Source organism: Olsenella sp. KH1P3 (assembly GCF_900167315.1).
GTDB classification, from domain to species: domain Bacteria; phylum Actinomycetota; class Coriobacteriia; order Coriobacteriales; family Atopobiaceae; genus Olsenella_J; species Olsenella_J umbonata_A.
The window spans coordinates 192,291-216,425 of the sequence record NZ_FUWQ01000002.1 but is presented as its reverse complement, the minus strand read 5'-3'; the positions used below and the strand labels follow the sequence as shown (position 1 = coordinate 216,425).

The window sequence follows — 24,135 nt, the reverse complement described above, 5'->3', positions numbered from 1 at the left end:
CGTTTGAGGGAAACTGTAAATCAACTTTTGGGAACCTGAAAAAGAGCGATTGAGAAGGGCGTGGCCAGTCTGGACGGATTGCCCTTTGCGTCAATGAAGTTAAACATCGGGTAGTATGGTCTGACGCTATGAGAGCATGTTAGGAATCAAACGAGCTGATACGCAGGCGTTGTGCCTGGGATTGGAGCAAGAATGAGCTCTATTGAGACTCGCTGTGTGCAGGGTGGCTACGTCGCGGGCAACGGGGAGCCGCGCCAGGTTCCCATCGTCCAGTCGACGACATTCAAGTACGACAGCTCCGAGGACATGGGCAAGCTCTTCGACCTCGAGGCCGAGGGCTACTTCTACACGCGCCTTCAGAACCCGACCAACGACGCGGTCGCGAAGAAGATCTGCCAGCTCGAGGGTGGCTCTGCCGCCATGCTGACCTCATCGGGCCAGGCTGCCACGTTCTTCTCGCTGTTCAACATCTGCGAGAATGGCGGGCACGTGGTCGCCAGTTCCGCGATCTACGGCGGCTCGTACAACCTCCTGGCCCACACCATGGCCAAGATGGGAGTCGAGTCCACCTTCGTGTCGCCCACGTGCTCTCGCGAGGAGCTCGAGGCCGCCTTCAGGCCCAACACCAAGGCCGTGTTCGGTGAGTCCATTGCCAACCCGGCGTTGGCCGTGCTCGACATCCAGATGTTCGCGGAGGCGGCGCACGCCCACGGGGTGCCCCTGATCGTGGACAACACCTTCCCGACGCCGGTCAACTGCAGGCCGATCGAGTGGGGTGCGGACATCGTCACGCACTCGACCACCAAGTACATGGACGGCCATGGCAGCGCGGTCGGCGGCGCCATCGTCGACTCGGGCAACTTCGACTGGATGGCCCACGCCGACAAGTTCCCCGGCCTGACGACTCCTGACGAGTCGTACCACGGGATCGTCTATGCACAGAAGTTTGGCCAGCAGGGTGCCTTCATCACCAAGGCCACCTCTCAGCTGATGCGCGACTTCGGGTCCATCCAGAGCCCGCAGAACGCCTACTACCTTAACCTTGGCCTCGAGAGCCTCCACGTGCGCGTGCCCCAGCACTGCAAGAACGGCCAGGCTGCGGCGGAGTTCCTGGCGACGCACCCCAAGGTCGCGTCCGTCCGCTATCCCGGCCTCAAGGGCGACCGCTACTATGACCTCGCCCAGAAGTACATGCCGAACGGGACCTGCGGCGTCGTCTCGTTCGACGTGGCCGGCGGCCGCGCGGCGGCCGAGCGCTTCATGGGCGCGCTCAAGATCTGCAACATCGAGACGCACGTGGCGGACTCGCGCACCTGCTGCCTGCACCCTGCGAGTGCCACGCATCGCCAGATGAGCGACGAGGAGCTCGTCGCCGCTGGCATCAGCCCCGCCATGGTGCGCCTTTCCTGCGGTCTCGAGGGGACCGACGACATCATCGCCGACCTCGAGCAGGCGCTGGCAAGCATCTAGAGCGAGCCGCCTTGCGTCGCGCCATGCGCCGCAAGGCGCCGCGCGCGTCCTTCTCCCCCGCGTCCGAAAGCGTCCGAAAGCGTCCGACCCGTCGTGGAACTTGTGCGATGGACATGGTGCGTTTTGGGCGCGGGGGAGTATCATATCCCGTAACCGAGATCGACCTTCTGAACGCAGCTCAATCGAACAAGGGGACTGATTTTGGATTCCAGGAACTTTAGCAGGAGAGACGCGCTCAGGCTTTTGTTGGGTACCGGTGCCGCGCTCAGCGTACCGAGTCTTGCCTGGGGCGTCACCCAGGATGACATCGACGCCGCCAACAGCAGCCTTTCCGACGCACAGGCGCAGCTTGACTCGGCTCAGGCCACGCTTGACGCCATCGCCGCCGACTACGAGAGGCTCTCGGAGGAGCAGTCGAAGACCCTCGGCCAGATCGAGGACAAGCAGAAGCAGATCGACGAGGTCCAGGCCGGCATCGACAAGAAGCAGGAGGAGCTCGAGAAGAAGCAGGAGATCCTCTCCAAGCGCATCAGCGCGGCGTACAAGGCCGGCGGAAACGACTTCCTCTCGGTTCTGCTGTCCTCCACATCGCTCGAGGAGCTCGCGTCGAACATCTACTACATGGACAAGATCAGCGAGAACGACCGCGAGATGATCGAGTCCGTCAAGTTGCTCAAGCAGCAGCTCGAGGACCAGAAGCGGCAGCTCGAGCAGGAGAAAGCCGACCTCGAGGCCCTGAGTGCCCAGCAGCAGGAGCAGCTGGACCAGATGCAGGCCAAGCAGGCCGAGGCCCAGAGCACCATCGATGGTCTGAGCCAGGAGGTTAAGGACCTCATGGCGCAGCGCGACTCCGAGCTTGCCACCATGGCCCAGGAGCGAGCCGCCCAGCGGGCGGCAGCCGCGTCGTCGGGTTCTAAGGCGGTCGACGTCACCGGCAGGATCGTCGACCCGGGGTCGACCACCGGCTCGCAGGCGGCGGTGCTGAACGCCTGCGCCTCTACGCCGTCTCCCGGTCCCGGCCTCTGCGCCATGTGGGTCTCGCAGGTGTTCTCGAACGCGGGCTTTGGCTATGCCTCGGGCAATGCCAACGACATGTACAACTCGTACTGCCACAGCTCCGACAAGTCGGCCATCAAGCCAGGCATGATCGTGGCCGTCTCGACGCACGCGCACACGACGGCCGGGCGTATCTACGGCCACATCGGCATCTACATTGGCGGCGGCATGATGATGGACAACGTCGGCTACATCCGCACCATCAGCCTGGACAGCTGGATCAGCTACTACAGCACCACCGTCACCCCGCGCTGGGGCTGGCTCATGGGAATCGCGCTCGCGTAGGAAGCCCGACGCAAGCAAGCCAAGCCGACATACGTCACGAGCCTCGTGGTCTTGGGACCGCGGGGCTCGTTCTCGCTTGCGATGGCCGTTTGATTGGGCGAGAGGGACGAGGCCTTCCTAGGAGAGGAGCCTGACTCCGCTCAGGAGGAAGTCCTTGTCGGCCGGTGCGGGGCGGTCGGTCAGTGCGATGCCGCCCTTGTCCTTCCGCTTGGCCTCGTAGAGCGCGTAGTCGGCCACCGAGAGGTAGTCCCAGACCTTGTTGCTGCTGATGGGCAGGGAGTTCCTGATGCCCTGCGTGATCTTGATGTCGCCGGGCTCGATTCCCCTGCAGGTGATCGACGCGACGTCGTCCCGGATGCGCTCCGCGATCTTGATGACCTCCTCATCGGTCTTGTCCCGGTAGAGCATGACGAACTCGTCGCCGCCGTAGCGCGCCGCGAAGACGTTCTCGTTGTCTGCCACGACGTTTCTCAGGACGTCGGCGACGCGCGTGAGGACGACGTCGCCCATTTGGTGGCCGTGCGTGTCGTTGAAGCGCTTGAAGTCGTCGATGTCGAAGATCTCGAGGCCGAGCTTCGTCTTTGCGTGGTAGGCGAGCTCGAACTCGTCGTTCGAGACGTTGGTCAGAAGGTATCTGTTGGGAAGCTTCGTGAGCGCGTCGTATTCCGCCTCGCGGGCGAGTCTCGCGTTCTCCCTGAGGAAGTGCTCCTCCTTGTCGCGCATCTCCTCCATGGACTTGCGGAGCTCGATCGCGTATGCCGTCGAGCGCTTGTGGTCCTCGTCGAGGCGCTCGTTGAGGTCGAAGTAGTCGTTCATGAGCGGGCAGAGGGTCTGGACGTCGCCCACGAGCCGGGCGTGGCGAATCTGCTGCTTGATGAGCACGAGGGTAAGGAAGGGTATGTCGATCTTCTTGACCAGGGGCTCGGCTGCCACGAGGAGCCCCTCGGCGCTTTCGGAAAGACGGGCGTCAATCAGGTCTGATGCGATGACGCAGACGTCCTCGACCAGGTCGGGGGAGAGCCCGTTTCTCTTGATGTCCTGCGTGACCTCGCGTGCCTCCGCCTTCGCCTCGGTCCTCGTGCCATCGCTCAGGCAGAGCTTGATCTTGAGCAGGCTCATCATAGTGCGGTCCGCCAGTGCGGCATTCCGACCAAGGGAGCGCTCGAAGCTACTCGCCCTCTCCAGATCCCGTCGCGCGGCGTCCTTCTCGCCCAGATTCAGGTGGTAGACGCCTTCCATCACTATGGTCGAGAGCGTGTTGGTGGGTACGCCCTTCTCCTCGTATCCGCGGTAGAAGCTCTCGGCCATGACCATGTGCTCCAGTGCGTGACGATATTCGCCAAGCTCGCCGTAGAGATAGCCCGTGTTGTAGCTGATGACGCCCGAGAGCATGGCACCCTCGAAGCTGTCGGCGTCGATGCAGCAGTGCTGAGCCTCAAGAAGGTAGTCGAACGAGAGCGCCTTGTCGTTGTGGTTTGCGGCGTCGGCTGCGAGGAAGTTGTAGGAGCGACCGAGCATGATGTTCTCGTCAGCGCGCTTCTGGCTGGCTATGGCCTTCAGGAGCACCTCCGCGTACTCGCCGGTGCAGGGATGCAGGTTGTAGAGCGCCTCGGCCAGAAAGTAGTAGCCAAACGAGAGTATGGCGTCATCCTGACGTGCGGTCCCCTGACGCACGAGTTCCCGCGCGGTCTTGAGGTAGTCTGCCCCCGCCTCATAGCGCTGGTACTGCGCGCGCACTATAAGCCGGCGAATGCTCTGGTCGATGACGTTGAAGTCCATGCGGTGGCTGTCCTAGCTAGATGATGAAGATGAGGGCGGAAAGAGTGATGCACGTGGCGCCCGCGAGGACGAAGAGGTGCCACACGAAGTGCAGGTAGGGAACCTTCTTGGCGAGGTAGAACGCGCATCCGATGGTGTAGCAGAGGCCACCCGCCAGAAGAAGGCCGAAGGCCGCGGGGTCAAGCAGCTCGACGATGTCGCCTATGTGGAAGAGGACGAGCCACCCCAGCGCCAGATAGATGGCGACGCTGACCCAGTGCGGCTGTCGCTCGCGCAGGAGGCACTCGAGGACGATGCCCGCAGCCGCGACGGACCACACGAGCACGGCGAGCCCCATGCCACCGCGACCGGCGAGCGTGATGAGCGCGAAGGGGGCGTAGCTGCCTGCGATGAGCAGGTAGATGGCACTGTGGTCGAAGATGCGGAAGACGCGCTTTGCGCCGGGGTGGGTGAGTGCGTGGTAGAGCGTCGAGAACAGGAACTCCAGCACGAGCGAGATGCCCATCAGGAGCGCGGCGGCAAGGTGGGTCCCTCCGCCGTGGATGCAGGCGAAGACGATCATTACGACGAGGGCGGCAACCGACAGCAGCGCACCTACGCCGTGCGAGACCGCGTTGGCGATCTCTTCTCCAATGGAGTACCTGCGCTCGGACCCTAGGGTTGCGGCGTTCTGTGCCATGCGAACCTCTCCCTGTCTGATGCTTTGGACACCGTGCTATTTTCCATCAAATGCTGTCATTTTGCGAGGGGCAGCCACTGCTCGGGCCAAAGTGGCGGGAGGTGGCTGCCCGGTGGTGCCGTGGCGCCTTGGGCGTCGCTATCCGTCGCTTCGCGCGAAGCCGTTCTTCATGCCGAAGCTGGCGGTAAGAAGGACGCTCGAGAGGCACTCGTCGGTCTTCTCGCGCAGCATGGCGGCGACGCGCTCGTTTGCCTCCTCGAGCGCGGACGCGGCCTGGTCGTAGTCCGGATCATCGGACTGCTCGCAGAACTTCGCGTCGGTCTCCCTCAGAATCTGGTGACCGTAGGAGCCCACGGCCTCCTGGTAGCGCTCGATGTGGATCGAGCAGCTGTTGAAGTGCGCGTCGGCCATCGCCGCGATCAGGCGGTTCGTCCAGTAGAAGCTCTCGGTCGTGACGTGCGGGCAGGTGTTGGCGAGGTACTCGGGCGTCCTGTTGACGTTGGCGTAGAACGGTGCCAGCGCGTTGAAGGCGTTGGAGCCGAAGGCCATCCACTGGATTGCGCGGCAGGCCTCGGGGGCGTAGGGGCGCAGCTGGATGACGGCGAGCTGACCGTTGCGGTTGATGCCGATGGGACGGTAGGCGTTGCGCGTCGCCTCGGTGCCCGCAGCGCCGTAGGGGTCAAACGGGGTTCCCTGGTAGTGCAGCGAGAGCGCGTACTTGACGTCCTCGATGGTTACCTTGCGCTGTGGCGCGAGGCTCCAGGGCAGGTCGTCGTCCTCCGGGCCCCATCCGTCGGAGCCGACGGCGAAGCCGCTGTGGGGGTTGAGGAAGCGGTGGATTGCCCAGGCGCGCGGGGTGTTGTAGACGTGGTCGGCGTCGCTGTGGCTCCCGAAGGCCTCGCGCGGGTTGAAGAAGTGGATGCCCTCCTGGGCGTCCTCGCCTGCGATCGTGAGGTCGAGGTGATTCTCCTCCATCCACTCGCGAAGATCGGCGGAGCACATGTAGTTGCGCTTCTGGCCCATGGCGTCGTCGAGGTCAAAGGAGTCGATGCCCAGCTGGTTCGGCATGACCACGTAGGCGTCGTCGGGCACGCGCGCGGCGATCCAGTGGTGGCCGCCCACGGTCTCGAGCCACCAGATCTCGTCGACGTCGCTAAAGGCGATGCCGTTCATCTCGTAGGTGCCGTACCTCTCGAGGTAGGAGCCCAGAAGCTCGACACCCTCGCGCGCGGACGAGATGTAGGGTAGGACGATGGTGGTCATGTCCTCCTCGCCGATTCCGCCAGCCACCTCGGGCTCGTAGCCCGGCTGGCCCTCGGTGCCCCTGGCCTTCTTCAGGCACACCAGCGGGTCCGCGCCCAGGACGCGCTCGTTCGAGGTCAAGGTCTCGGTGGCGCTCATGGCGACGTTCTTCTGGTTCACGCCGGCCTCGGCCCAGATGCCGTCCTTGGGGGTGGCGTCGGGGACAGAGCTATAGCGCATGGGGTTGTCGGGAAGGTCGATCTCGACGTGCGAAAGGACCGAGCGGTAGCGGCGCGGCTGCTCGTCGGGCTGGATCACGACGAACTTCTTGGGGGTGAAGACGGTGCTGGGGGAGTCCTCGTTGCGCGCGATGATCGTGGACCCGTCATAGCTCGCTTTCTTGCCGACGAGCAGGGTGGTGCAGGGCATGCTGCCTCCAATCGATTCGGCCAACTACATGGCCGTTTGCAACTGTTTCCCTTTGTATACTAGCCGTTGGCACGACATTTATCCGTGCCGCGGGACCCCTGCGGTCGGCTTTGGGGAGGAATCATGCGCAAGTTTGCGCCAACATCCACAAATCGGCTTTTCCTGGGCGAGAAGTGCCTGCGCCCGTGCCTGGCCCTGGCCATCGCAACGCTGACGGTCGCCATGGCCGCCACCCTTTCTGCCTGCGCCGTGGGCGCGGGTTCGCGGGCGGACGGAGGCTCCGGTTGCCAGGAGCTGCAGGAGCAGCCGAGCGAGTCGTCCGGCCCGGACATCACGGCGGGAAGCGGCTACTACACGGACCACCCCTCCCAGGCGGGCGCGCTGCGCGTGGAAGGCACCAGGCTCGTGGGCCAGAACGGCCATGACGTGGTGCTCCAGGGCGTGAGCACCCATGGCCTCGCATGGTATCCGCAGTACGTGAAAGCCGAGCTCTTCTCGGAGCTGTCTGACGACTGGAACGCAAACGTCGTCAGGCTCGCCCTGTACAGTGCCGGAGACGGCGGGTACTGCACGGGTGGTGACCGTTCGAGCCTGCGTCAGCTGGTGCTCGACGGCGTCGACCGCGCGACCGCGGCGGACCTCTACGTCATCGTCGACTGGCACACGCTCTCTGACTCGAACCCGCTCGAGCACGTCGAAGAGGCGAAGGAGCTCTTCGGCGACCTCTCCGGGCAGCTCTCAGACCACGACAACGTCATCTACGAGATCTGCAACGAGCCGAACGGATCGACGACCTGGGCGGACGTCAAGGCGTATGCCCAGCAGGTCATTCGCGTGATCAGGAAGAACGACCCCGACGCTCTCGTTCTGGTGGGGACGCCCGAGTGGTGCCAGCGCATTGACGAGGTCGTGCACGACCCCATAGACGACGACAACGTCATGTACACCCTGCACTTCTATGCGGCTACGCACGGCCAGCAGCTTCGCCAGCGCCTGAGCGATGCTGTGGCCGAGCAGGTTCCCGTGTTCGTGAGCGAGTATGGCGTCTGCGAGGCGAGCGGCAGCGGCCGTCTGGACACCGCCTCGGCCGACGCCTGGTTGGACGAGCTCGACGAGCTGGGAGTAAGCCGCTGCATGTGGAGTCTCAGCAACAAGGACGAGGCCGCGTCCTGCATAGTTCCCGGCTGCGCCAAGACCTCGGGGTTCGCGGCGGAAGACCTTGCGCCTGCGGGCGCCTGGCTCAAGGAGCGCCTCTCCTATTATGTCCAGGGTTCCGTTCAGGGGGAGTCCTCAACGCCGGCGGGCGACGAGCGGGCGGGCGGCGGGCCAGCGGGCCAGGCGGTCGTCGCGCGAGCCGCGGATGGGAAGGTCGCAACCTTCGAGTCGGGAGGCCTTAGCTGCGAGCTCAAGGTCAAGGGCAGCTGGCAGGCGGGCGAGAGGACCTGTTACCAGTACTCGCTTTCCGTTACCAATCCCGGCGAGCCCGTAGAGGGCTGGCGTATCTCGATTCCCTTCTCGGAGGACGTCGAGCTGACCGACGGATGGAACGCGTCCTTCGAGGCGAACGGAAGCGCGCTTTCAGTTTCGAGCGTTGCCTACAACGGCCGCGTACCACAGGGGGCGAGCGTGGTCGACATTGGGTTCCAGGTGACGGCGTCTTCGGAGCTTGGCGTCGTCCTGAGCTGACGGCTCGCCCGGCACTCCCGTATACAAACAAAGAGGCGGCGCGTCCCTGGGAACGCGCCGCCTCTTTGTGATGTGCGGGCAAGATGTTCCGCGAGGGCTAGAGGCCCAGGAGGACGCCAACGTAGACCATGACGGCCATTGCCGCGGCGAACCCGAAGGCGTACTTCGAGATCTTGCCCATGATCTCGCCGTCCTTGCCGACCAGGCCGCAGGCCGCGGTTCCGATGGCGATGTTCTGGGGCGAGATCATCTTGCCGGCCGAGACGCCCAGCGAGTTGGCCGCGCACAGCCAGTAGGAGTCGGCGTTGATGGAGCCCGCCGCCTGCTGCTGGACCGCGCCGAAGAGGACCTCCGAGGAGGTGCCGGAACCGGTGACGAAGGTGCCCAGGCCGCCCAAGATGGGGGAGATGAGCGGGTAGAAGGCACCGAGCGTGCCGACGAAGAAGGCCGCGACGCTCGCGATCATGCCGGAGTAGCCCATAATCTTCGCACAGGCGAGGATGGAGAGCATCGTGAGGATGGTCTTCGACATTTGCTTGACCGTGGCGCCCAGGACCTTGAGCATCTCGGGGAACGAGCAGCCCTGGACGAGTCCGCCCGCCATGCCGCAGATGAGGATGAGAACGCCCGGCGTGTTGATCCACGAGAAGGTCAGGGTCGCGTTCGGATCACCGCTGTAGATGTTGACGGTGCTCTTGATTGCGGAGAGCGGCTCGTGAATGAAGGGCACGAGCTTGGAGGTGAGGACGAGCACGACGAAAATCAGGATAAAGGGGCACCAGGCGTTGAGGGCCTCGGCCGCGCCCAGCGGCTCGTCGTCCTTCTCGTCGGACTTGACCTCGAGCGCGTACTCGGCGGGGACCTCGCCCCTCATGCCGAGGGCCATGGCGAAGGTCACCAGGAGCGAGACGACTGCAGCGACGACCATGGGGAGGTCGGCGCCGATGAACTGGGCCGAGGCGACCTCGGCGACGACCACCGAGATGCCGGAGGCCAGGGTGATGGGAAGCACGCCCCTGAGCGCCTTGAAGCCGCCGCCGACCATCACGACCATGAGGATCGGGGTGACGATGACGAACGGGGCGACCTGCAGGGCCTGCATGACGGCGAGGCGGACCGGGTCAAGGCCGGTGATGCCGGCGAGCGTCGTCGTGGGGATGCCGATGGAGCCGAACATGGTGGGAACGCCGTTGGCCAGCAGGCAGGACAGGATGGCGAGCATGGGGTTGAAACCCAGAGCCATCAGCATGGACGCGGGAATCGCGACCGCGGTGCCGAAGCCGGCCATGCCCTCGAGGAAGCCTCCGAAGCACCAGCCGATGAGAAGGGCGAGCACGCGCTTGTCGGAAGACACCGAGGTCAGCATGCCCTTGATCTTCTCCATGGCGCCCGTGTGAACGGTGAGGTTGTAAGTGAAGACGGCGGCGATGATAACGATAACGATGGGCCAGATGGCCATTGCCACGCCCTCGAGCGCTGCGGTTGCCATGTTGACGACGGCCATGTGCCACACGAGCATGGACAGGACGGCCGCGACGACGAAGGCGCCGAAGCTCGCCTTGTAGGCCTCCATCTTGAGGCCGCAGAGTGCGGACACGAGCCAAATGATTGGCATTAGGGCTAGTACGAACATCAAGAGCATTTCAGCCATGATCATCCCTCACGGTAGCTGCGAACAATTGCTGTTTACGATTTTATGCCCCCGTGGCCTGCAGCTTCGCCGCCACGGCGAGGGTGGGAAATTGTCCACAGTCGTTTGGAAAAGGCACGGCTATCGGCGACAAGTGAAGAAGGCGAACACAAACCTGAAAGACTGTTCGAGCCTCCTGCTCATGTCACTCGGCACCTCCGTCGTGAACTCAAAGTGAACGCAAGCTGATACGTGGCCTTTGTGCCCGCATTTCTGGGTACGCTACAAGTGTCGCAAACGCTTGAAAGGCAACGCATGCTGCAGCTTAAGGACATTCGCAAGGCTTACGTGACGGACTCCTACGAGCAGATGGCCCTTGACGGCGTCTCAGTCACGTTCAGGGACAACGAGTTCGTGGCGGTCCTGGGGCCGTCCGGATCGGGCAAGACCACCATGCTCAACATTCTTGGCGGACTAGACCACGCCGACTCCGGTGACATCGTCATCAACGGCGTCTCGACCAAGGACTACTCTGCCAAGGACTGGGACTCTTATCGCAACCATCGCATAGGCTTCGTCTTCCAGAGCTACAACCTCATTCCCCACCAGTCGATTCTCTCCAACGTAGAGCTGGCCCTCACGCTTGCGGGCGTCGGGCTGGCCGAAAGGCGGGCGCGTGCCCGGACGGCGCTCGAGCGCGTCGGCCTGGGCGATCACGTCGGGAAGCGCCCGAGCCAGCTATCCGGCGGTCAGATGCAGCGCGTCGCCATCGCGCGAGCCCTGGTGAACGACCCCGACATCGTGCTTGCCGACGAGCCCACGGGAGCGCTCGACACCGAGACCGGCATCCAGATCATGGACCTTCTCAAGGAGGTCGCCCGCGATCGCCTGGTCATTATGGTCACGCACAACCCCGAGCTCGCCGAGAGCTATGCGACGCGCGTCGTTCGCCTGCATGACGGCAGGCTCACCGACGACACCGACCCGTTCGTGTCGGAGATTGCCGACGGCGTCGCGACCAAGGTGCTTGACGCTCGTCCCAAGAAGCGCTCGCGCGACCGCGCCTCGATGTCGTTCGCGACCGCGCTCGCGCTCTCGTTCAACAACCTCATGACCAAGAAGGGGCGCACTGCGCTCACGGCGTTCGCCGGCTCCATCGGCATCATCGGCATCGCGGCCATCCTGGCACTATCCAACGGTGTCAACGACTACATCGCCAGGACCGAGGAGGACGCGCTCACGTCCTACCCGCTTACCGTGACCAAAAGCAGCTTTGACGTCTCGTCGCTCCTCTCGTCTGGCGTTATGGGAGGCATCGGCGGCAGCTCGGGCGAGGCCCAGGGCGCAGGTTCGGACCAGGACCCCGACTCCATTCCCGAGTACACGGTCATGACCGACATGTTCGCGAACGTCAAGAACAACGACCTCGGCTCGTTCAAGAAGTACCTGGACAGCGGCGACTCGGGCATCGAGCCCTACGTGAACACCATCCAGTACTCCTACGGCATCAGGCCCCAGGTCTATCGCACGGACACCTCCGGCGGGGTGGTCCGCCTGAGTCCCTCGAAGATGGAGTCGACTCTCACGAGCGGCGTCATGGGATCGGCGCTCATGGGAGGGACCGCGACCAGCTCATCGTTCACCGAACTCGTTGACGACGCGGACATGCTGCGCTCCCAGGCAGACCTTGTGGAGGGAAGCTGGCCCACGAACTACGACGAGGTCGTTCTCATCCTCGACAGTCGCGGCCAGGTAAGCGACTACACGCTCTACAGCATCGGCTACTACGACCCCGAGATCATGAACGAGATGACCCAGAACGCCCTAAAGGGGGAGGAGGTGAGCGCGCCCGAGACCGCCTGCGACTTCACGAAGGAGAAAGCCCTCGGCATGACCTTCACCGTGGTCCCCGCCTGTGACCTCTACCAGAAAAACGAGGGACAGGGTACCTGGAGCGACATGACGGGTGACACCGGGTACATGAAGTCCGCCATCGAGAAGGGCATCCGACTCAAGGTCGTGGGCATCGTCCGGCCCAAGGACTCTTCGGTTCGCCTGATGGAGGGAATCGGCTACAGCCCCAAGCTCACCCGGGAGCTCATGCGCCGCGCGCAGGAGTCCCAGGTGGTGAAGGATCAGCTGGCCAACCCCGACGTGGACGTATTTACCGGCAAGACCTTCGAGGAGCTGCAGAGCGAGCAGGGAGCCTCGTTTGACATGAGCAACCTGTTCACGGTTGACACAGACGCGCTCAGAAAGGCCTTCTCGTTCGACACTTCCGCGCTCTCGAGCGTGGCGTCCTCGGGCTCCGGTCTCGACCTTTCGGGAATCGGTCTCGACTCGTCAGCCTTCGACCCGAGTGTCATGAAGGTCGACCCATCGGCCATGCAGGGCGTATTCAGTGAGGACTCCCTTCGCCAGATCATGGCGGGGGCGCCCAAGTTTGACCTTGAGTCCGCTGGCATAACCGATGCGGCGAGCGGCCTCACGGATGAACAACGCAAGGCGATAAACGACGCGTCCACGCGCCTGGCGGCCGGCTATGCCGCTTGGGCCATCCAGAACCCCGAGGCGGCAAAGGCCGACGACTCTATGAGCAAGTACCTGGCCACCCCCGAGGCGACGGCGATCACCGGCCAGCTCTCGGAGGAGCTGGGGACGAGCATGAACGACATCATGAACGTTGCGCTCCAGAAGTACATGAGCGAGCAGTTCGCTCCGTACCTTTCCAAGCAGATGCAGGCGCTCATGCAGTCTGCGGCCCAGATCATGGCGCTCCAGCTCGCCCAGCAGATGCAGACGCAGATGTCCGTCGCGACCGCGCAGCTCGGCTCGCAGCTCTCTGCGGCCATCTCCGGCCAGCTCCAGGGACAAATGGCCCAGCTCTCTGGCGCCCTGAAGAATGGCTTCAGGGTCGATCCCAACGCATTCGCCAGCGCCATTCACCTCAACATGGACCAGAACGACCTTACGTCCCTGCTTACGAACTACATGAACGCGGGTGACCTCTCGTATACGGGCAACCTCGACAAGTTGGGCTATGCGGACGAGAGCGAGCCGAAGTCCATCAGTATCTACCCCAAGGACTTTGCCGCCAAGGAGTCGGTCCTCTCCATCATCGACGGCTACAACGGTATGCGGAAGGACGAGGGGCGCGAAGACGAGACCATCCAGTACTCGGACATCGCTGGGGTGCTCATGAGCTCGGTCACCGACATCGTCAACATGATCTCGCTTGTCCTCATAGCCTTCGTGTCCATCTCGCTCGTCGTCAGCTCGATCATGATTGGCATCATCACCTACATCTCGGTGCTCGAGCGCAAGAAGGAGATTGGCATCCTGCGCGCCATGGGTGCCTCGCGGCTCAACGTGGCCAACGTGTTCAATGCCGAGACCGTCATCGAGGGGTTCATCTCGGGCGTGTTTGCCGTCGCCTTCGTGTATCTCGTCTCCGCCGGCGTGAACGCGATCGTCTACGAGACCCAGGGGATCGAGGGAATCATGTCCTTGCCCCTTGGCAGCGCATTGGCGCTGATTGCGATATCCGTCTTTCTGACCTTCGTCGCGGGCATCATGCCCGCCGCCAACGCGTCTCGCCGCGACCCCGTCGAGGCGCTCAGAAGCGAGTAGCCAATCTGGCTTTCTGGAGTTTTCGTCTGTCCGTAGGCATGCCCTGCCTCCCTGCATGATATGCGGGGAGGCTTTTTGCGGCAGTCGGAAAAACTGTCGTACAATTGTTCTAATTTCTATCGTACGAGCGCGTCGACCTCTGACGGCGCTTCAAGTGGCGGGAGTGAATCATGTTCAAACAGGCAACTGACAAGCGCGTTGCGGCCTTCTTCGCGAACGGGCTCGAGGAGTGCGAAGCGCTCGTCGTGTGCGACCTCCTGTATCGCTCTGGCATCCCCTGCGACAAGGTCGCGCTTGGCGACAACCTTGCCGTCGTCTCGAGCCACGACGTCACCGTGGTCTGCGACCGCGCGACGTCGGACGACGACTTCTCGTACGACGACTACGACGTGCTGTTCCTGCCCGGCGGCATGCCCGGGACCACCAACCTTGGGGAGTCCCAGGAGCTCTGCGACGCCGTGCGTGCGCACGCGGCTGCCGGCCGTGATGTCGCCGCGGTCTGCGCCGCACCCTCGGTGCTGGCAAAGCTTGGTCTTCTCGACGGCAGGAATGCTACGAGCAATCCAAACTTCCAGGACGTTCTCGCCCAGAACGGCGCCATCGTGAGCCAAGACCCCGTCGTGGAGGACGGCAACCTCATCACGAGCCAGGGTCTCGGGACCTGCGTCGAGCTGGGCCTTGCCCTTGTCCGTCGCATTCTCGGCGAGGAAGCGGCCGAGACATGCAAGGACAAGATCGTCTACATGCGCTAGGCCTGCGGGGGGAGTATGGGCAGTGCGCGACAGTACCTTGTGATCGACCTCAAGAGCTTCTACGCCTCGGTCGAGTGTGTGGAGCGGGACCTCGACCCCATGACGACCGACCTCGTGGTGGCCGACGCGTCGCGCACCAGCAAGACCATCTGCCTTGCCGTTTCACCATCCCTCAAGGCAAAGGGGGTCCGGAACCGCTGTCGCCTCTTCGAGATTCCGTCCGGGCTCGACTACATCGTCGCGCCCCCGCGCATGGTCCGCTACATTGAGGTCTCCGCCGACATCTACGAGGTCTACCTCAAGTACGTCTCGCCCGACGACATCCACGTCTATTCAATCGACGAGGCCTTCCTGGACGTGACCGGATACCTCACGCTCTACGGATGCTCAGCGCGCGAGCTGGGCGAGCGCATACGTGCGGACGTCGTGGCCACCACGGGCATCCCCGCGACGTGCGGCCTGGGCACGAACCTGTACCTTGCCAAGGTGGCGCTCGACATAACCGCAAAGCACAGCCCCGACTTCTTCGGCATCCTGGACGAGCAGTCCTACCGAGAAACCCTTTGGTCCCATACTCCGATAACCGACTTCTGGCGCGTGGGCCCCGGCACCGCAAGGCGACTTGCGGGGCTGGGCATCCATACCATGGGCCAGCTCGCCGTTCATCCGCAGGATCCCATCTACCACCTCTTCGGCGTCGACGCAGAGATCCTGATTGACCATGCCTGGGGCCGGGAACCAGTCACCATTGCGGACATCAAGGCGTATCGCTCACGCAGCAAGTCCCTCACCAACGGCCAGGTCCTTGGCTGCGGAAAGGACTATGCCGGGGGTCTGCTCGTCACCAAGGAGATGACCGACGAGCTCGCCCTGCAGCTCGTCGAGCAGCGGCTCGTTGCGGGCTCGCTATCCTTGTCCGTCGGCTATCGCCTGTCGGCTGAGGAGCGCCAGGCCCTGATGGAGCAATCGCTTCCCGGCCGAGCCGGCGAGCACGGCGTCCGGTCGCGTTGGGGGCAGTTCATGCAGGGCGGCACCGTCCGCTTTGACGTGCCCACCAACTCGCGCGCGACCATGCTTCGCGGCGTCTGCCGGCTCTATGGGCAGGTCGCCCTCAGGGATCGGACCGTCGCCAGGCTTACGGTCACGGCAAACGACGCCCGTCCGGAGGGGCGGGGCCAGCAGCTGGGGCTCTTCGACGACGCCGAGGGACTTGCGCGCGAGCGGAGGAGGCAGGAGGCCATCAGCGCCGTCAAGCACAAGTTTGGGAAGAACGCGCTGCTCAAGGGCATGGATCTTCTCCCTGAGGCAACGCAGGTGGAGCGCAACGGCCAGATTGGAGGCCACCGCAGTGGAGTATGACTCTAGGCGCAGGGTCGTGGCGCGGCCCCACATGTCGATGTCCGAGCGCGCCAAGATCTTCATCCCGTTCGACGCCCTCAAGGGCTTTCGGGAGGAGCTCGAGCGCCGCGAGCACAAGGTCATGGCCTCAGACGCGCCTGAGCTCATGGAGGAGCGCTGTGACGAGATATCGCGTGAGCTGGCGTCGCTCTCGCGGGGCGACGAGGTTGTCGTTGCGCACTTCTCCGATGGATACTCACGGCGAACATTGGGAAGCTTCAGCTCCCTTGACCAGGCGAGGGGCGAGGTTCTGATCGCGGGGGAGAGCATCGCGCTCTCGTCGATAGTCGACCTGTCCGTGCTCGGGCGCGACTGCGAGGATGCTTGACCAACTTGCCTCCACCCGGGGAAGACGGTTTGCGCAGAGTCTGTATGGTATCGCCCGCGACAGCCCTGCGCTGGGATAATGTGCCAAGGACACTTCAATCGGCAAGAGGAGCCTGCCTTGATAAAGCTAGTTCTGAGTGACATGGATCGCACCCTTCTGCCCCACGGCAGTTACGTTGTCCCCAAAAGGACGATGGAGGAGATCCACGAGCTTCTTCAGGCGGGGGTCCTCTTTGGCCCCGCCAGCGGTAGGGACTATGCTTCCATCCTCGATTCGTTCTCGGGTGACCTTTCGTGCGTCCAGACGGCCCTGCTGTCGAATGGCAAGAAGGTGTACCTGGACGGGCGCCTCGTCCGCGTCACGACCATGGACCGCGCCGCGACCCTCCGTCTTGCCGAGCTCATCGCGCAGTATCCCGGCTGCTACGTCGCGGGTCGTGACGTCGAGGGCACAGGCTTCGTGCTGGGCATCACGGCAGACCAGCTTGCCCGCTGCCACTGGGGCGCAAGCCGCATGGGAGAGCTTCGCGCGGACCTGCCCCAGGCGGAGCTCGTCACGCTTGCCCTTCACTTCGAGGAGGGAAGCGAGGGCGTCGACGTCGACGAGGTGGCGCGCAAGGCGCGTGCGGCATGCCCGGAGTTCGACTTCCTCTCGCCCGGCACCCGCATGTTCGACGTCGTTCCCAGCGGGTTCAGCAAGGCTGTCGGCGCTCGCCAGCTCTGCGAGCTTTTGGGGATCTCGCCCGATGAGGTCGTCGTGTTCGGCGATTCCGACAACGACCTTGCGATGCTCCAAGTCTTCCCCAACTCGGTGTCGGTCTCCAACGCGAACGAGCGCGTTCGTGCGGCCGCGCGCTACCACATCGGCAGCTGCGACGAGGACGCCGTGGGACAGGCCCTGCTCCAGATCGCACGGGCGGTTTCCTGGGGAGAAGTGCCTGCGTTCATGAAGCGCGGCAACAAGGATGCAAGGGGAGGCGCCCAGCTGGGCGACGAGTCCGTGGCGCCTGCGCCCAGGACGCATTACCTCTTGAACATGCTGTGCGGCGTGCTCGTGACCCTCGCCAGCGTCAGGGTGTACGTCACCGGACAGCTGGAGACCTTGCCAAGCATGTTCGTGCTCGTGGTGGGCCTCCTTGCGGGCGTGGCCCTGTTCTACCTTGGCCTGGGGCAGCGCCGAGATGCCCGCAAGGCTCGCAAGGACGGCGGGAGGCGCAAGCCGCGCGGGTAGGCTTGTGAGCGACCTGCTCGTTTGGGGACTATTGGCCCTGGGGCCTACAAAGAGGGGCGCCGCCGGCTGAGCCGTGCGGCGCCCTGGCGTTCGATTGAGCGACTTCGTCTGCCTCCGGTCGCGGTTAGGCCTCCTGCTTTGCGCCTGGTACGCGTGCCATGAACACGAAGCCGATTGCGAAGAGGACGGCGAGCGAGGCGACGCCGAGCGATCCGTTGCCTGTGAGCGCCGTCATGGTACCCACGATGAAGGTGCCCATGATGGCCGCGTACTTGCCGAAGATGTCGAAGAAGCCGAAGTACTCGTTCGCGTGGTCCTTTGGGCAGAGCTTTCCGAACTCGGAGCGCGACAGTGCCTGGATGCCGCCCTGGAACAGGCCGACCATGATGGCGAGGAACCAGAACTCCGCAGCGGTGTGCAGGAAGAACGCCGCGAAGAACGTGATGAAGGTGTAGCCTGCGATTCCTACCTGCAGCATGGTCTTGGTCCCCAGCCTGGTTCCCAGCTTGCCGTAGGCGATTGCGGAGGGGAAGGCGACAAACTGCGTGACGAGAAGGGCGAGCACGAGCTGCGTGCCATCGATTCCCAGGTCCGACCCGTAGCTGGTCGAGAGCTTGATGATGGTGTGCACGCCGTCGATGTAGAAGAAGTACGAGAGGATGAAGAATCGCAGCTGCCTGTCGGCCCAGATGCGCTTGAGCGTGGAGCCGATACCGCCGACGGCCTTGGCGACGGCGCGCTCCTGCAGGGGCTTGTAGTGCGTCTGCTCGACGTTCCTGAGCATGGGAATCGTGAAGCCAACCCACCATGCCGCGGTGATGACGAAGGCGATCTGCATTGCGGTCTGAAGTGCGAGGCCGAGGCTGTCCCTCATCAGGACGACCGCGAGGCACACGACGAAGGGCACCACGCTTCCGATGTAGCCCCAGGCATAGCCCTGGCTCGAGATCTCGTCCATTCGCTCGTCGCTCGTCGCGTCGACCAGCAGCGCGTCGTAAAAGACCATGGAGCTGTTGAGCATCACCGACGAGACAATGTAGATGACCAGAAACGCAATCGGCTCGGTGGGGAGGCCCAGCGCTACCGTCGCGACCACTCCGGTGGCCACGGTGCCGACGATGAACTTCTTCTTCATGCCGCGCATGTCGGCGATGGAGCCGAGGACGGGCATGAGAAGCGCGACCACCAAAGAGGCGATGGTCTCTCCGTAGCTCCACGCCACCAGGGCGGGGCCGTCAGCCAGTGACTTGAAGTAGATGGGAATGATGCTGGTCGCAAGAAGTACGAGGGCCGAGTTTCCCACGTCGTACATGATCCAGCTCTTCTCGGCCTTGCTCATACGCTGTTTTGCCATAGTGTTCCTCTCCAGAAGTGAAGGCCCGCCTTCCGTGGGGCGCGGGCAGCCAGAGACGATGATAGTTTCCCTCCGGCCTCATCGTGCAATAGCAACGCAAGCGAAAAGTATGCTGGAGCGTGTTGATACGTCAACTGTCATTTTTTGGAGAAGGCACTTCTCCTCTGCGTCTTCACGCCCTTGCGATTGAGGGACTCCGTCGCCGCGACCATCTGCCATACTCGGTAGGGCAAAACGAAGCGGTAAAAGGAGCGATTCATGCCCGCCATCATGACCCATGACTTCTTCGGCAGGGATGCCTATTCCGGGGTGTCGGCCCAGCTGCTCTTGAGCACGCCCGAGGAACGCGATGCCTTCCTTCTGGGCAACCAGGGGCCTGACCCGCTGTTCTACCTCGTCGCGGACCCGCGCGTGGGGGAGCAGAACCGGATCGGCAACGTCATGCATCACGTGCGGCCCGCCCGTCTGATCTGCGCCCTGCGTGACGCGCTCTCGATGCTTGGAAGCTCGGAGCGCAAGGTCGGCGAGGCGTATGCGGCGGGATTCCTCTGTCACTACCTGCTTGACCGCTCCGTGCACCCGCTCGTGTTCTCGAGCGAGTACGGAATCTGCGACGCCGGTGTCGACGGCCTTGACCGCCGCGACGGCAGCGAGGTCCACGCCGAGATCGAGCGTGACATCGACGAGATGGTGCTCTACATGAAGTGCCACCAGACCGTGCGCACGTATCGCCCATACCGCGAGGTGCTCTGCGGAAGCGACGAGGTGCTCGCCACGATCGACAAGCTTTACTTCTATATGGGTCTCTGGACCTACAGCTGTACGCTTGACCTTGATTGCTACACGCGTGCGGTCAAGTCGTTTAGGCGAGTCCAGCGTCTGTTCTATACTCCGAGCCTCGCGAAGGCGCGCATCCTCGCGCCCGTCGAGAAGGCCTTCGGCCACAAGCGCTACTCGCTCTACCGCGCGATGGCCCATCGCGACCGCGCGGAAAGCGTCTCGGATTTCGGAAACGACGAGCATCGTCCCTGGGAGAATCCGTTCACCGGGGAGGTCTTGACCGACAGCTTCTGGGATTTGTACGAGGAAGCCCTCGACCAGGTGTTCGAGGCCGTGAACCGCTTCTTCGTGCCGAGCTTCGACCTTGCGGACGCCGAGCGCCTTACGCACAACCTCAACTTCAGCGGACAACCCACCTCAATGAACGACCTCGACGCTCCCGAGGAGCCCAAGCCGCAGATGCGAGGCTAGGTCGATGGTGAGTCTGGCCACGCGCCACGTGATGCAGGCGAACAAGAGCAAGAACACCAAGCCCGAGCTCAAGGTGCGTGCCGCGCTGCGCGCCGCCGGCCTTACCGGTTACCGCCTCCATTGGAAGAAGGCGCCAGGCAAGCCCGACATCTGCTTTCCCGGTCGCAAGATCGCCATCTTCGTGAACGGTTGCTTCTGGCATCGCTGCCCCCACTGCAACCTCGCACTGCCCAAGTCCAACGTCGACTTCTGGGTGGCCAAGTTCGAGCGCAACGTCTCGCGTGACGAGCGCGACCGGCTGCTTCTGGCCCAGGACGGCTGGACGGTACTGGTCATCTGGGAATGCCGGCTCAAGAAGGGCCGCTTCGACGCCACCATGTCCGACCTGATCCGCCAGATCCGACGTGCGTCCGCGCCCGGGGCGCGGACGCAGGCGCGCGTTATCGAAGTGGGCGCGACCGCGCCTTGGAAGCTCCGCGAGCGTCGCGTCCGTGCGCGAAGGCGCAATAGGCGCTAGACTTAGGCAGACGCGGCGATGGTGCCGCTCGAAAGGGAAGGTCCCGCATGGCGACATACGTTTTCTCGGATGTTCATGGGCACGCAGCAACCTTGGACAGGCTGCTGAATCGCGTTGCCCCTGCAGACGAGGACCATGTCTACATGCTGGGCGACATGATCGACCGCGGCCCCGATCCCGTCGGCGTGCTCAGGCTGTGTCGCAATCTCACGGAGCACGGCGGCTGCGTCCTCATGGGCAACCACGAGGACCTCATGCTCAACTACCTCGAGGTTCCCGACGATCCTCTCAATCTCATCAACTGGCAGGGCAACGGGGGAGAAACGACGCGCGACGGTCTGGCCACGCTTCCCGAGCACGAGTGCATCGACCTTCTCAACTGGATCGGCGAGCTGCCTCTCTTTGCGTACGAGTTCGTCGGCTCACGGCCCTACGTCATGACTCACGCCGGCATCAGGCCCCACGTTCCCTTCGACCGTGCTCTCGAGCCGCGCGCCGCGGGCTGGAGCGAGGACGACCTCATGGCCATGCTCGAGGCGCAGGCTCCCGAGGACCTGCTCTGGATCCGCGACGACTTTTGGGGCGTTCCCACCGACCTGCTTGACATGAGCGGGGAGGGTCCCGTGGTCGTCGCCGGTCACACGCCGACCGCCTACCTCGAGGGCATGGCCGATCGTCCGAACCGTCGTCCGGTAGGCGAGGATGGCCTGTGCCGCATGGTCGAGGTTGGTGCCTGCTCCGCGACCGGCGACGTCGCCGACAGAATCGATATCGACTGCGGAGCCGCGGGTGGCTCCGGCTTCGGACAGTTGCTCATGCTCCGCCTCGACGACATGCAGGAGTTCTACGAGCCCGTGCTCGAGGGTGAGTAGCGTGGCCGAGCGCATCTCTTCTCCGCTCGCCCCCGTCTTCGACGAGGGAAGCCGCGTGCTGATTCTGGGAACCATGCCGAGTCCGAAGTCCCGCGAGAGGGGCTTTCACTACGGAAATCCCCAGAACCGTTTTTGGCGCGTCATGGCGGCGCTCTGGGGCGAGAAGGTCCCGGCCAGCGACGTCGAGAGGCGCTCCTTCTGCCGCCGGCACCAGATTGCCCTGGACGACGTCCTGGAGAGCTGCGTCATCGAGGGCGCCTCTGACGCCTCCATCAGCGACCCCGTGCCCAACGACCTTCGAGGGCGCGTTCTCTCCCATGCTCCCATCAGGAAGATCTTCTGCACCGGTGCGACGTCGCACCGTCTGTACCGGCGCCTCATCGAGCCCGAGCTGGGCGTGTCTGCGACCAAGCTGCCCTCAACGAGTCCGGCCAATGCGGCATGGAGCCTCGACCGCCTTATCGACGCCTATTCGGTCGTACGCGAGGCGGTGGAGGTGCCATGAGTGGCTCTTCGCCATGGCCCGACGTTCCCTTGGGACAGGCTCCGGCCGAAGCTGCCGGCCGCGTGCCTCTGCTCTTGCACGCGTGCTGCGGACCCTGCTCTCTTGAGCCGGTAAAGTACCTGCGCGAGGAGGGCTTCGAGCCGACCATATGCTGGACGAACCCCAACATCCAGCCTCTTGAGGAGCACGACCGCCGACTCGAGGTGCTGAAGGCGTGGGCCGCCGACGTCGCCCACGTCGAGGTCATCGTTGCCGGTGACGACCGCGACGGGTGGGAGCGACTCGTCGCCCCGGCGTGCTTCGACCGCAAGCGTCGCTGCAAGGCCTGCTATGCCCTGCGCCTCGCGGAGGGCTGCCGCGTTGCGCGCGAGCGAGGCTTTGAGTACGTCTCTACGACCCTTGCCGTCTCGCCCTACCAGCTCTTCGACGCATGCGAGGACGCCCTTGTGGGGCTTGCGCGTGCATGGGGGCTCACTCCCGTCTGGCGCGACTTCCGCCCTCATTATCCTGAGTCCGTCACGGACTCCCGTGAATTGGGCATGTATAGGCAGAACTACTGCGGATGCCGCTTCTCGGCAGCCGAGGCTGCGGTCGAGCGGCATCTGGCCCGCGACTGGCGCAAGGCCGCAAAGCGGGCCCGGAGCGAGGGACGCGAGGTGCCGCCTCGCCCAGACTTCCTTCCCGGATAGCGGGTTGCGGCGCCTGGAGCTTGCTCCTTTTCTGACCTCTCTGCGACACGGGGCGAGCATTGCTGCTCTTGTCCTACAATCGTGCGCTGGATACAGACAAAGCGTGGTAAGAGGAGAGGTTCATGTCCACCATGCGCACCGATGACTTTGACTACACGCTCCCCGAGGAGCTGATCGCCCAGGCGCCTGCCGAGCCGCGCGACGCCTGCAATATGCTCGTGCTCCACCGCGAGGACGGATCGGTCGAGCACAAGCACTTCTTCGACATCATCGACTATCTCGAACCCGGCGACCTGCTGGTTGCCAACAAGACCCGCGTCATGCCTGCGCGCCTCATGGGTCACAAGAAGGGCACGGGCGGCGTCGCAGAGACGCTGCTGCTCAAGCGCCGCGAGGACATCGATGCCCTCGGTCACGTCTGGGAGTGCCTCGTGAAGCCCGGGAAGCGCCTCAAGCAGGGCGCCGTCATTGAGTATCGCCCCGGTGGGGCCCACGCCCCCATGAGCGCGCCGGTCTGCCTCACTGCTGAGGTTATCGACTACGTCGACGACAACCGCGGCGGTCGCCTGGTGCGCTTCACTCCGGCCGACGGCATGGAGCTCGACGAGGCGATTCACGAGGCCGGACGTGTGCCTCTGCCTCCCTACATCACCGACTACGAGGGCGATCCCGAGAAGTACCAGACCGTCTACGCGATGGACGAGGAGCACTCGGCCGCCGCGCCGACCGCCGGCCTCCACTTCACACCAGAGCTCATCGAGCGCCTGGAGGAGAAGGGCATTCAGTTCAAGACCGTGGAGCTCGAGGTGGGCATCGACACCTTCCGCCTCGTGGAGGAGGACGACCCCACGCAGCACGTGATGCACACAGAGCGCTACCACGTGAACCAGGACGTGGTTGATGCCGTGCATGCCACGAAGGCAGCGGGTCACCGCGTCGTCGCGGTGGGCACGACCTCCGTGCGCTCGCTTGAGAGCGCCTTTGACCCCGAGGCTGTCGCCTGGGAGAGCCCCTGCGTCGCGCGACGCTTCGAGGGCAGGGACGACTCCGCCGACAGCCTGGGCAGGGGGGACATTGTCGAGAGGCGTGATGCCAAGACCAGCCTCTACCTCATGCCTGGCTCCACCTTCCACGTCGTCGACGCGATGATCACCAACTTTCACGTCCCGCGCTCGACCCTGATGATGCTTGTCTCCGCGTTCGCCACGCGCGAGCAGATCATGGCCGCGTACCAGGCCGCGATCGAGAAGCGCTACAGGTTCTTCTCGTTTGGAGACGCAATGCTCATCGTCTAGGGGATTGCGCCTGGGGGCCTGCCTCTTCCAAACGGTCCGACAATAACTCAGGACCCGC

At 63.9% G+C, this 24,135-nt stretch carries 19 protein-coding genes; 14 read left to right on the top strand and 5 right to left on the bottom strand.

The genetic code is table 11. The features are described from left to right. The first annotated feature begins 192 nt into the window (after positions 1-192). Together B5D13_RS03355 and B5D13_RS03350 are read left to right on the top strand one after the other, a co-directional pair. Positions 193-1,470: an O-acetylhomoserine aminocarboxypropyltransferase/cysteine synthase family protein gene (locus B5D13_RS03355; protein WP_078686921.1), complete on the top strand. Its 1,278-nt coding sequence runs from the start codon at positions 193-195 to the stop codon at positions 1,468-1,470. A gap of 201 nt (positions 1,471-1,671) precedes the next feature. Beyond that, positions 1,672-2,811 carry a coiled-coil domain-containing protein gene (locus tag B5D13_RS03350; RefSeq protein ID WP_078686920.1) on the top strand — a complete coding sequence of 380 codons (1,140 nt, stop codon included), beginning with the start codon at positions 1,672-1,674 and terminating at the stop codon, positions 2,809-2,811. Between the two features lie 117 nt (positions 2,812-2,928). Here the strand turns inward: B5D13_RS03350 and B5D13_RS03345 are convergent, their stop codons facing one another. The 3 genes from B5D13_RS03345 to B5D13_RS03335 form a co-directional block, all read right to left on the bottom strand. Further along, on the bottom strand, positions 2,929-4,590 hold the full coding sequence (locus B5D13_RS03345) for a GGDEF domain-containing protein (RefSeq protein WP_078686919.1): 1,662 nt from the start codon (positions 4,588-4,590) through the stop codon (positions 2,929-2,931). 16 nt (positions 4,591-4,606) lie between these two features. Further along, complete coding sequence (locus tag B5D13_RS03340) at positions 4,607-5,269, bottom strand: PAQR family membrane homeostasis protein TrhA (RefSeq protein WP_180363869.1); 663 nt, start codon at positions 5,267-5,269, stop codon at positions 4,607-4,609. A gap of 138 nt (positions 5,270-5,407) precedes the next feature. Beyond that, positions 5,408-6,940 carry a C69 family dipeptidase gene (locus B5D13_RS03335; RefSeq protein WP_078686918.1) on the bottom strand — a complete coding sequence of 511 codons (1,533 nt, stop codon included), beginning with the start codon at positions 6,938-6,940 and terminating at the stop codon, positions 5,408-5,410. 123 nt (positions 6,941-7,063) lie between these two features. Between B5D13_RS03335 and B5D13_RS03330 the strand changes: the two genes are divergently transcribed. Next, on the top strand, positions 7,064-8,626 hold the full coding sequence (locus tag B5D13_RS03330) for a cellulase family glycosylhydrolase (RefSeq protein ID WP_078686917.1): 1,563 nt from the start codon (positions 7,064-7,066) through the stop codon (positions 8,624-8,626). Positions 8,627-8,723: 97 nt separating this feature from the next. Here the strand turns inward: B5D13_RS03330 and B5D13_RS03325 are convergent, their stop codons facing one another. Then, complete coding sequence (locus B5D13_RS03325) at positions 8,724-10,259, bottom strand: L-lactate permease (protein WP_255375262.1); 1,536 nt, start codon at positions 10,257-10,259, stop codon at positions 8,724-8,726. 312 nt (positions 10,260-10,571) lie between these two features. Here B5D13_RS03325 and B5D13_RS03320 point away from each other — a divergent pair, with 312 nt between their 5' ends. The 5 genes from B5D13_RS03320 to B5D13_RS03305 all read left to right on the top strand — a co-directional run bounded on the left by B5D13_RS03320 (position 10,572) and on the right by B5D13_RS03305 (position 17,594). Next, on the top strand, positions 10,572-13,886 hold the full coding sequence (locus B5D13_RS03320) for an ABC transporter ATP-binding protein/permease (protein WP_078686916.1): 3,315 nt from the start codon (positions 10,572-10,574) through the stop codon (positions 13,884-13,886). 170 nt (positions 13,887-14,056) lie between these two features. Beyond that, positions 14,057-14,638, top strand: coding sequence for a DJ-1 family glyoxalase III (locus B5D13_RS08620; RefSeq protein WP_090991427.1), 582 nt, complete (start codon positions 14,057-14,059; stop codon positions 14,636-14,638). Between the two features lie 15 nt (positions 14,639-14,653). After that, positions 14,654-15,997: a Y-family DNA polymerase gene (locus B5D13_RS03315; protein ID WP_090991426.1), complete on the top strand. Its 1,344-nt coding sequence runs from the start codon at positions 14,654-14,656 to the stop codon at positions 15,995-15,997. Beyond that, entirely contained in the window at positions 15,987-16,364 is a 378-nt protein-coding gene (locus tag B5D13_RS03310) for a YolD-like family protein (RefSeq protein ID WP_090991425.1), read from the top strand. The genes B5D13_RS03315 and B5D13_RS03310 overlap by 11 nt, the downstream gene beginning before the upstream one ends. A gap of 117 nt (positions 16,365-16,481) precedes the next feature. Further along, positions 16,482-17,594, top strand: a complete 1,113-nt coding sequence (locus B5D13_RS03305; RefSeq protein ID WP_159443977.1) for an HAD family hydrolase — start codon at positions 16,482-16,484, stop codon at positions 17,592-17,594. 124 nt (positions 17,595-17,718) lie between these two features. Here the strand turns inward: B5D13_RS03305 and B5D13_RS03300 are convergent, their stop codons facing one another. After that, positions 17,719-18,948 carry an MFS transporter gene (locus tag B5D13_RS03300; protein WP_078686913.1) on the bottom strand — a complete coding sequence of 410 codons (1,230 nt, stop codon included), beginning with the start codon at positions 18,946-18,948 and terminating at the stop codon, positions 17,719-17,721. A 258-nt stretch (positions 18,949-19,206) separates the two neighbouring features. Between B5D13_RS03300 and B5D13_RS03295 the strand changes: the two genes are divergently transcribed. The 6 genes from B5D13_RS03295 (at position 19,207) to queA (ending at position 24,077) form a co-directional block, all read left to right on the top strand. Continuing rightward, positions 19,207-20,199 carry a hypothetical protein gene (locus B5D13_RS03295; protein ID WP_078686912.1) on the top strand — a complete coding sequence of 331 codons (993 nt, stop codon included), beginning with the start codon at positions 19,207-19,209 and terminating at the stop codon, positions 20,197-20,199. Between the two features lie 4 nt (positions 20,200-20,203). Beyond that, positions 20,204-20,716, top strand: a complete 513-nt coding sequence (locus tag B5D13_RS03290; RefSeq protein WP_078686911.1) for a very short patch repair endonuclease — start codon at positions 20,204-20,206, stop codon at positions 20,714-20,716. A gap of 47 nt (positions 20,717-20,763) precedes the next feature. Then, the gene (locus B5D13_RS03285) at positions 20,764-21,588 is read left to right on the top strand and encodes a metallophosphoesterase family protein (RefSeq protein WP_078686910.1); all 825 of its coding nucleotides are present in this window, start codon (positions 20,764-20,766) and stop codon (positions 21,586-21,588) included. Between the two features lies 1 nt (position 21,589). Next, positions 21,590-22,093, top strand: coding sequence for a DNA-deoxyinosine glycosylase (locus B5D13_RS03280; RefSeq protein ID WP_090991424.1), 504 nt, complete (start codon positions 21,590-21,592; stop codon positions 22,091-22,093). Next, positions 22,090-22,782, top strand: a complete 693-nt coding sequence (locus B5D13_RS03275; RefSeq protein WP_078686908.1) for an epoxyqueuosine reductase QueH — start codon at positions 22,090-22,092, stop codon at positions 22,780-22,782. Before B5D13_RS03280 ends, B5D13_RS03275 begins: the two co-directional genes overlap by 4 nt. A 131-nt stretch (positions 22,783-22,913) precedes the next feature. Then, positions 22,914-24,077, top strand: a complete 1,164-nt coding sequence (queA, locus tag B5D13_RS03270; protein ID WP_078687163.1) for a tRNA preQ1(34) S-adenosylmethionine ribosyltransferase-isomerase QueA — start codon at positions 22,914-22,916, stop codon at positions 24,075-24,077. The last annotated feature ends 58 nt before the right edge of the window (positions 24,078-24,135 follow it).

Coding starts and splice junctions, on each gene's coding strand:
- B5D13_RS03325 (WP_255375262.1), bottom strand. CDS start 10,259: ATGTTCGTACTAGCCCTAATGCCAATCATTTGGCTCGTGTCCGCACTC.
- queA (WP_078687163.1), top strand. CDS start 22,914: ATGCGCACCGATGACTTTGACTACACGCTCCCCGAGGAGCTGATCGCC.
- B5D13_RS08620 (WP_090991427.1), top strand. CDS start 14,057: ATGTTCAAACAGGCAACTGACAAGCGCGTTGCGGCCTTCTTCGCGAAC.
- B5D13_RS03275 (WP_078686908.1), top strand. CDS start 22,090: ATGAGTGGCTCTTCGCCATGGCCCGACGTTCCCTTGGGACAGGCTCCG.
- B5D13_RS03355 (WP_078686921.1), top strand. CDS start 193: ATGAGCTCTATTGAGACTCGCTGTGTGCAGGGTGGCTACGTCGCGGGC.
- B5D13_RS03340 (WP_180363869.1), bottom strand. CDS start 5,269: ATGGCACAGAACGCCGCAACCCTAGGGTCCGAGCGCAGGTACTCCATT.
- B5D13_RS03345 (WP_078686919.1), bottom strand. CDS start 4,590: ATGGACTTCAACGTCATCGACCAGAGCATTCGCCGGCTTATAGTGCGC.
- B5D13_RS03330 (WP_078686917.1), top strand. CDS start 7,064: ATGCGCAAGTTTGCGCCAACATCCACAAATCGGCTTTTCCTGGGCGAG.
- B5D13_RS03320 (WP_078686916.1), top strand. CDS start 10,572: ATGCTGCAGCTTAAGGACATTCGCAAGGCTTACGTGACGGACTCCTAC.
- B5D13_RS03290 (WP_078686911.1), top strand. CDS start 20,204: ATGGTGAGTCTGGCCACGCGCCACGTGATGCAGGCGAACAAGAGCAAG.
- B5D13_RS03315 (WP_090991426.1), top strand. CDS start 14,654: ATGGGCAGTGCGCGACAGTACCTTGTGATCGACCTCAAGAGCTTCTAC.
- B5D13_RS03285 (WP_078686910.1), top strand. CDS start 20,764: ATGGCGACATACGTTTTCTCGGATGTTCATGGGCACGCAGCAACCTTG.
- B5D13_RS03335 (WP_078686918.1), bottom strand. CDS start 6,940: ATGCCCTGCACCACCCTGCTCGTCGGCAAGAAAGCGAGCTATGACGGG.
- B5D13_RS03295 (WP_078686912.1), top strand. CDS start 19,207: ATGCCCGCCATCATGACCCATGACTTCTTCGGCAGGGATGCCTATTCC.
- B5D13_RS03300 (WP_078686913.1), bottom strand. CDS start 18,948: ATGGCAAAACAGCGTATGAGCAAGGCCGAGAAGAGCTGGATCATGTAC.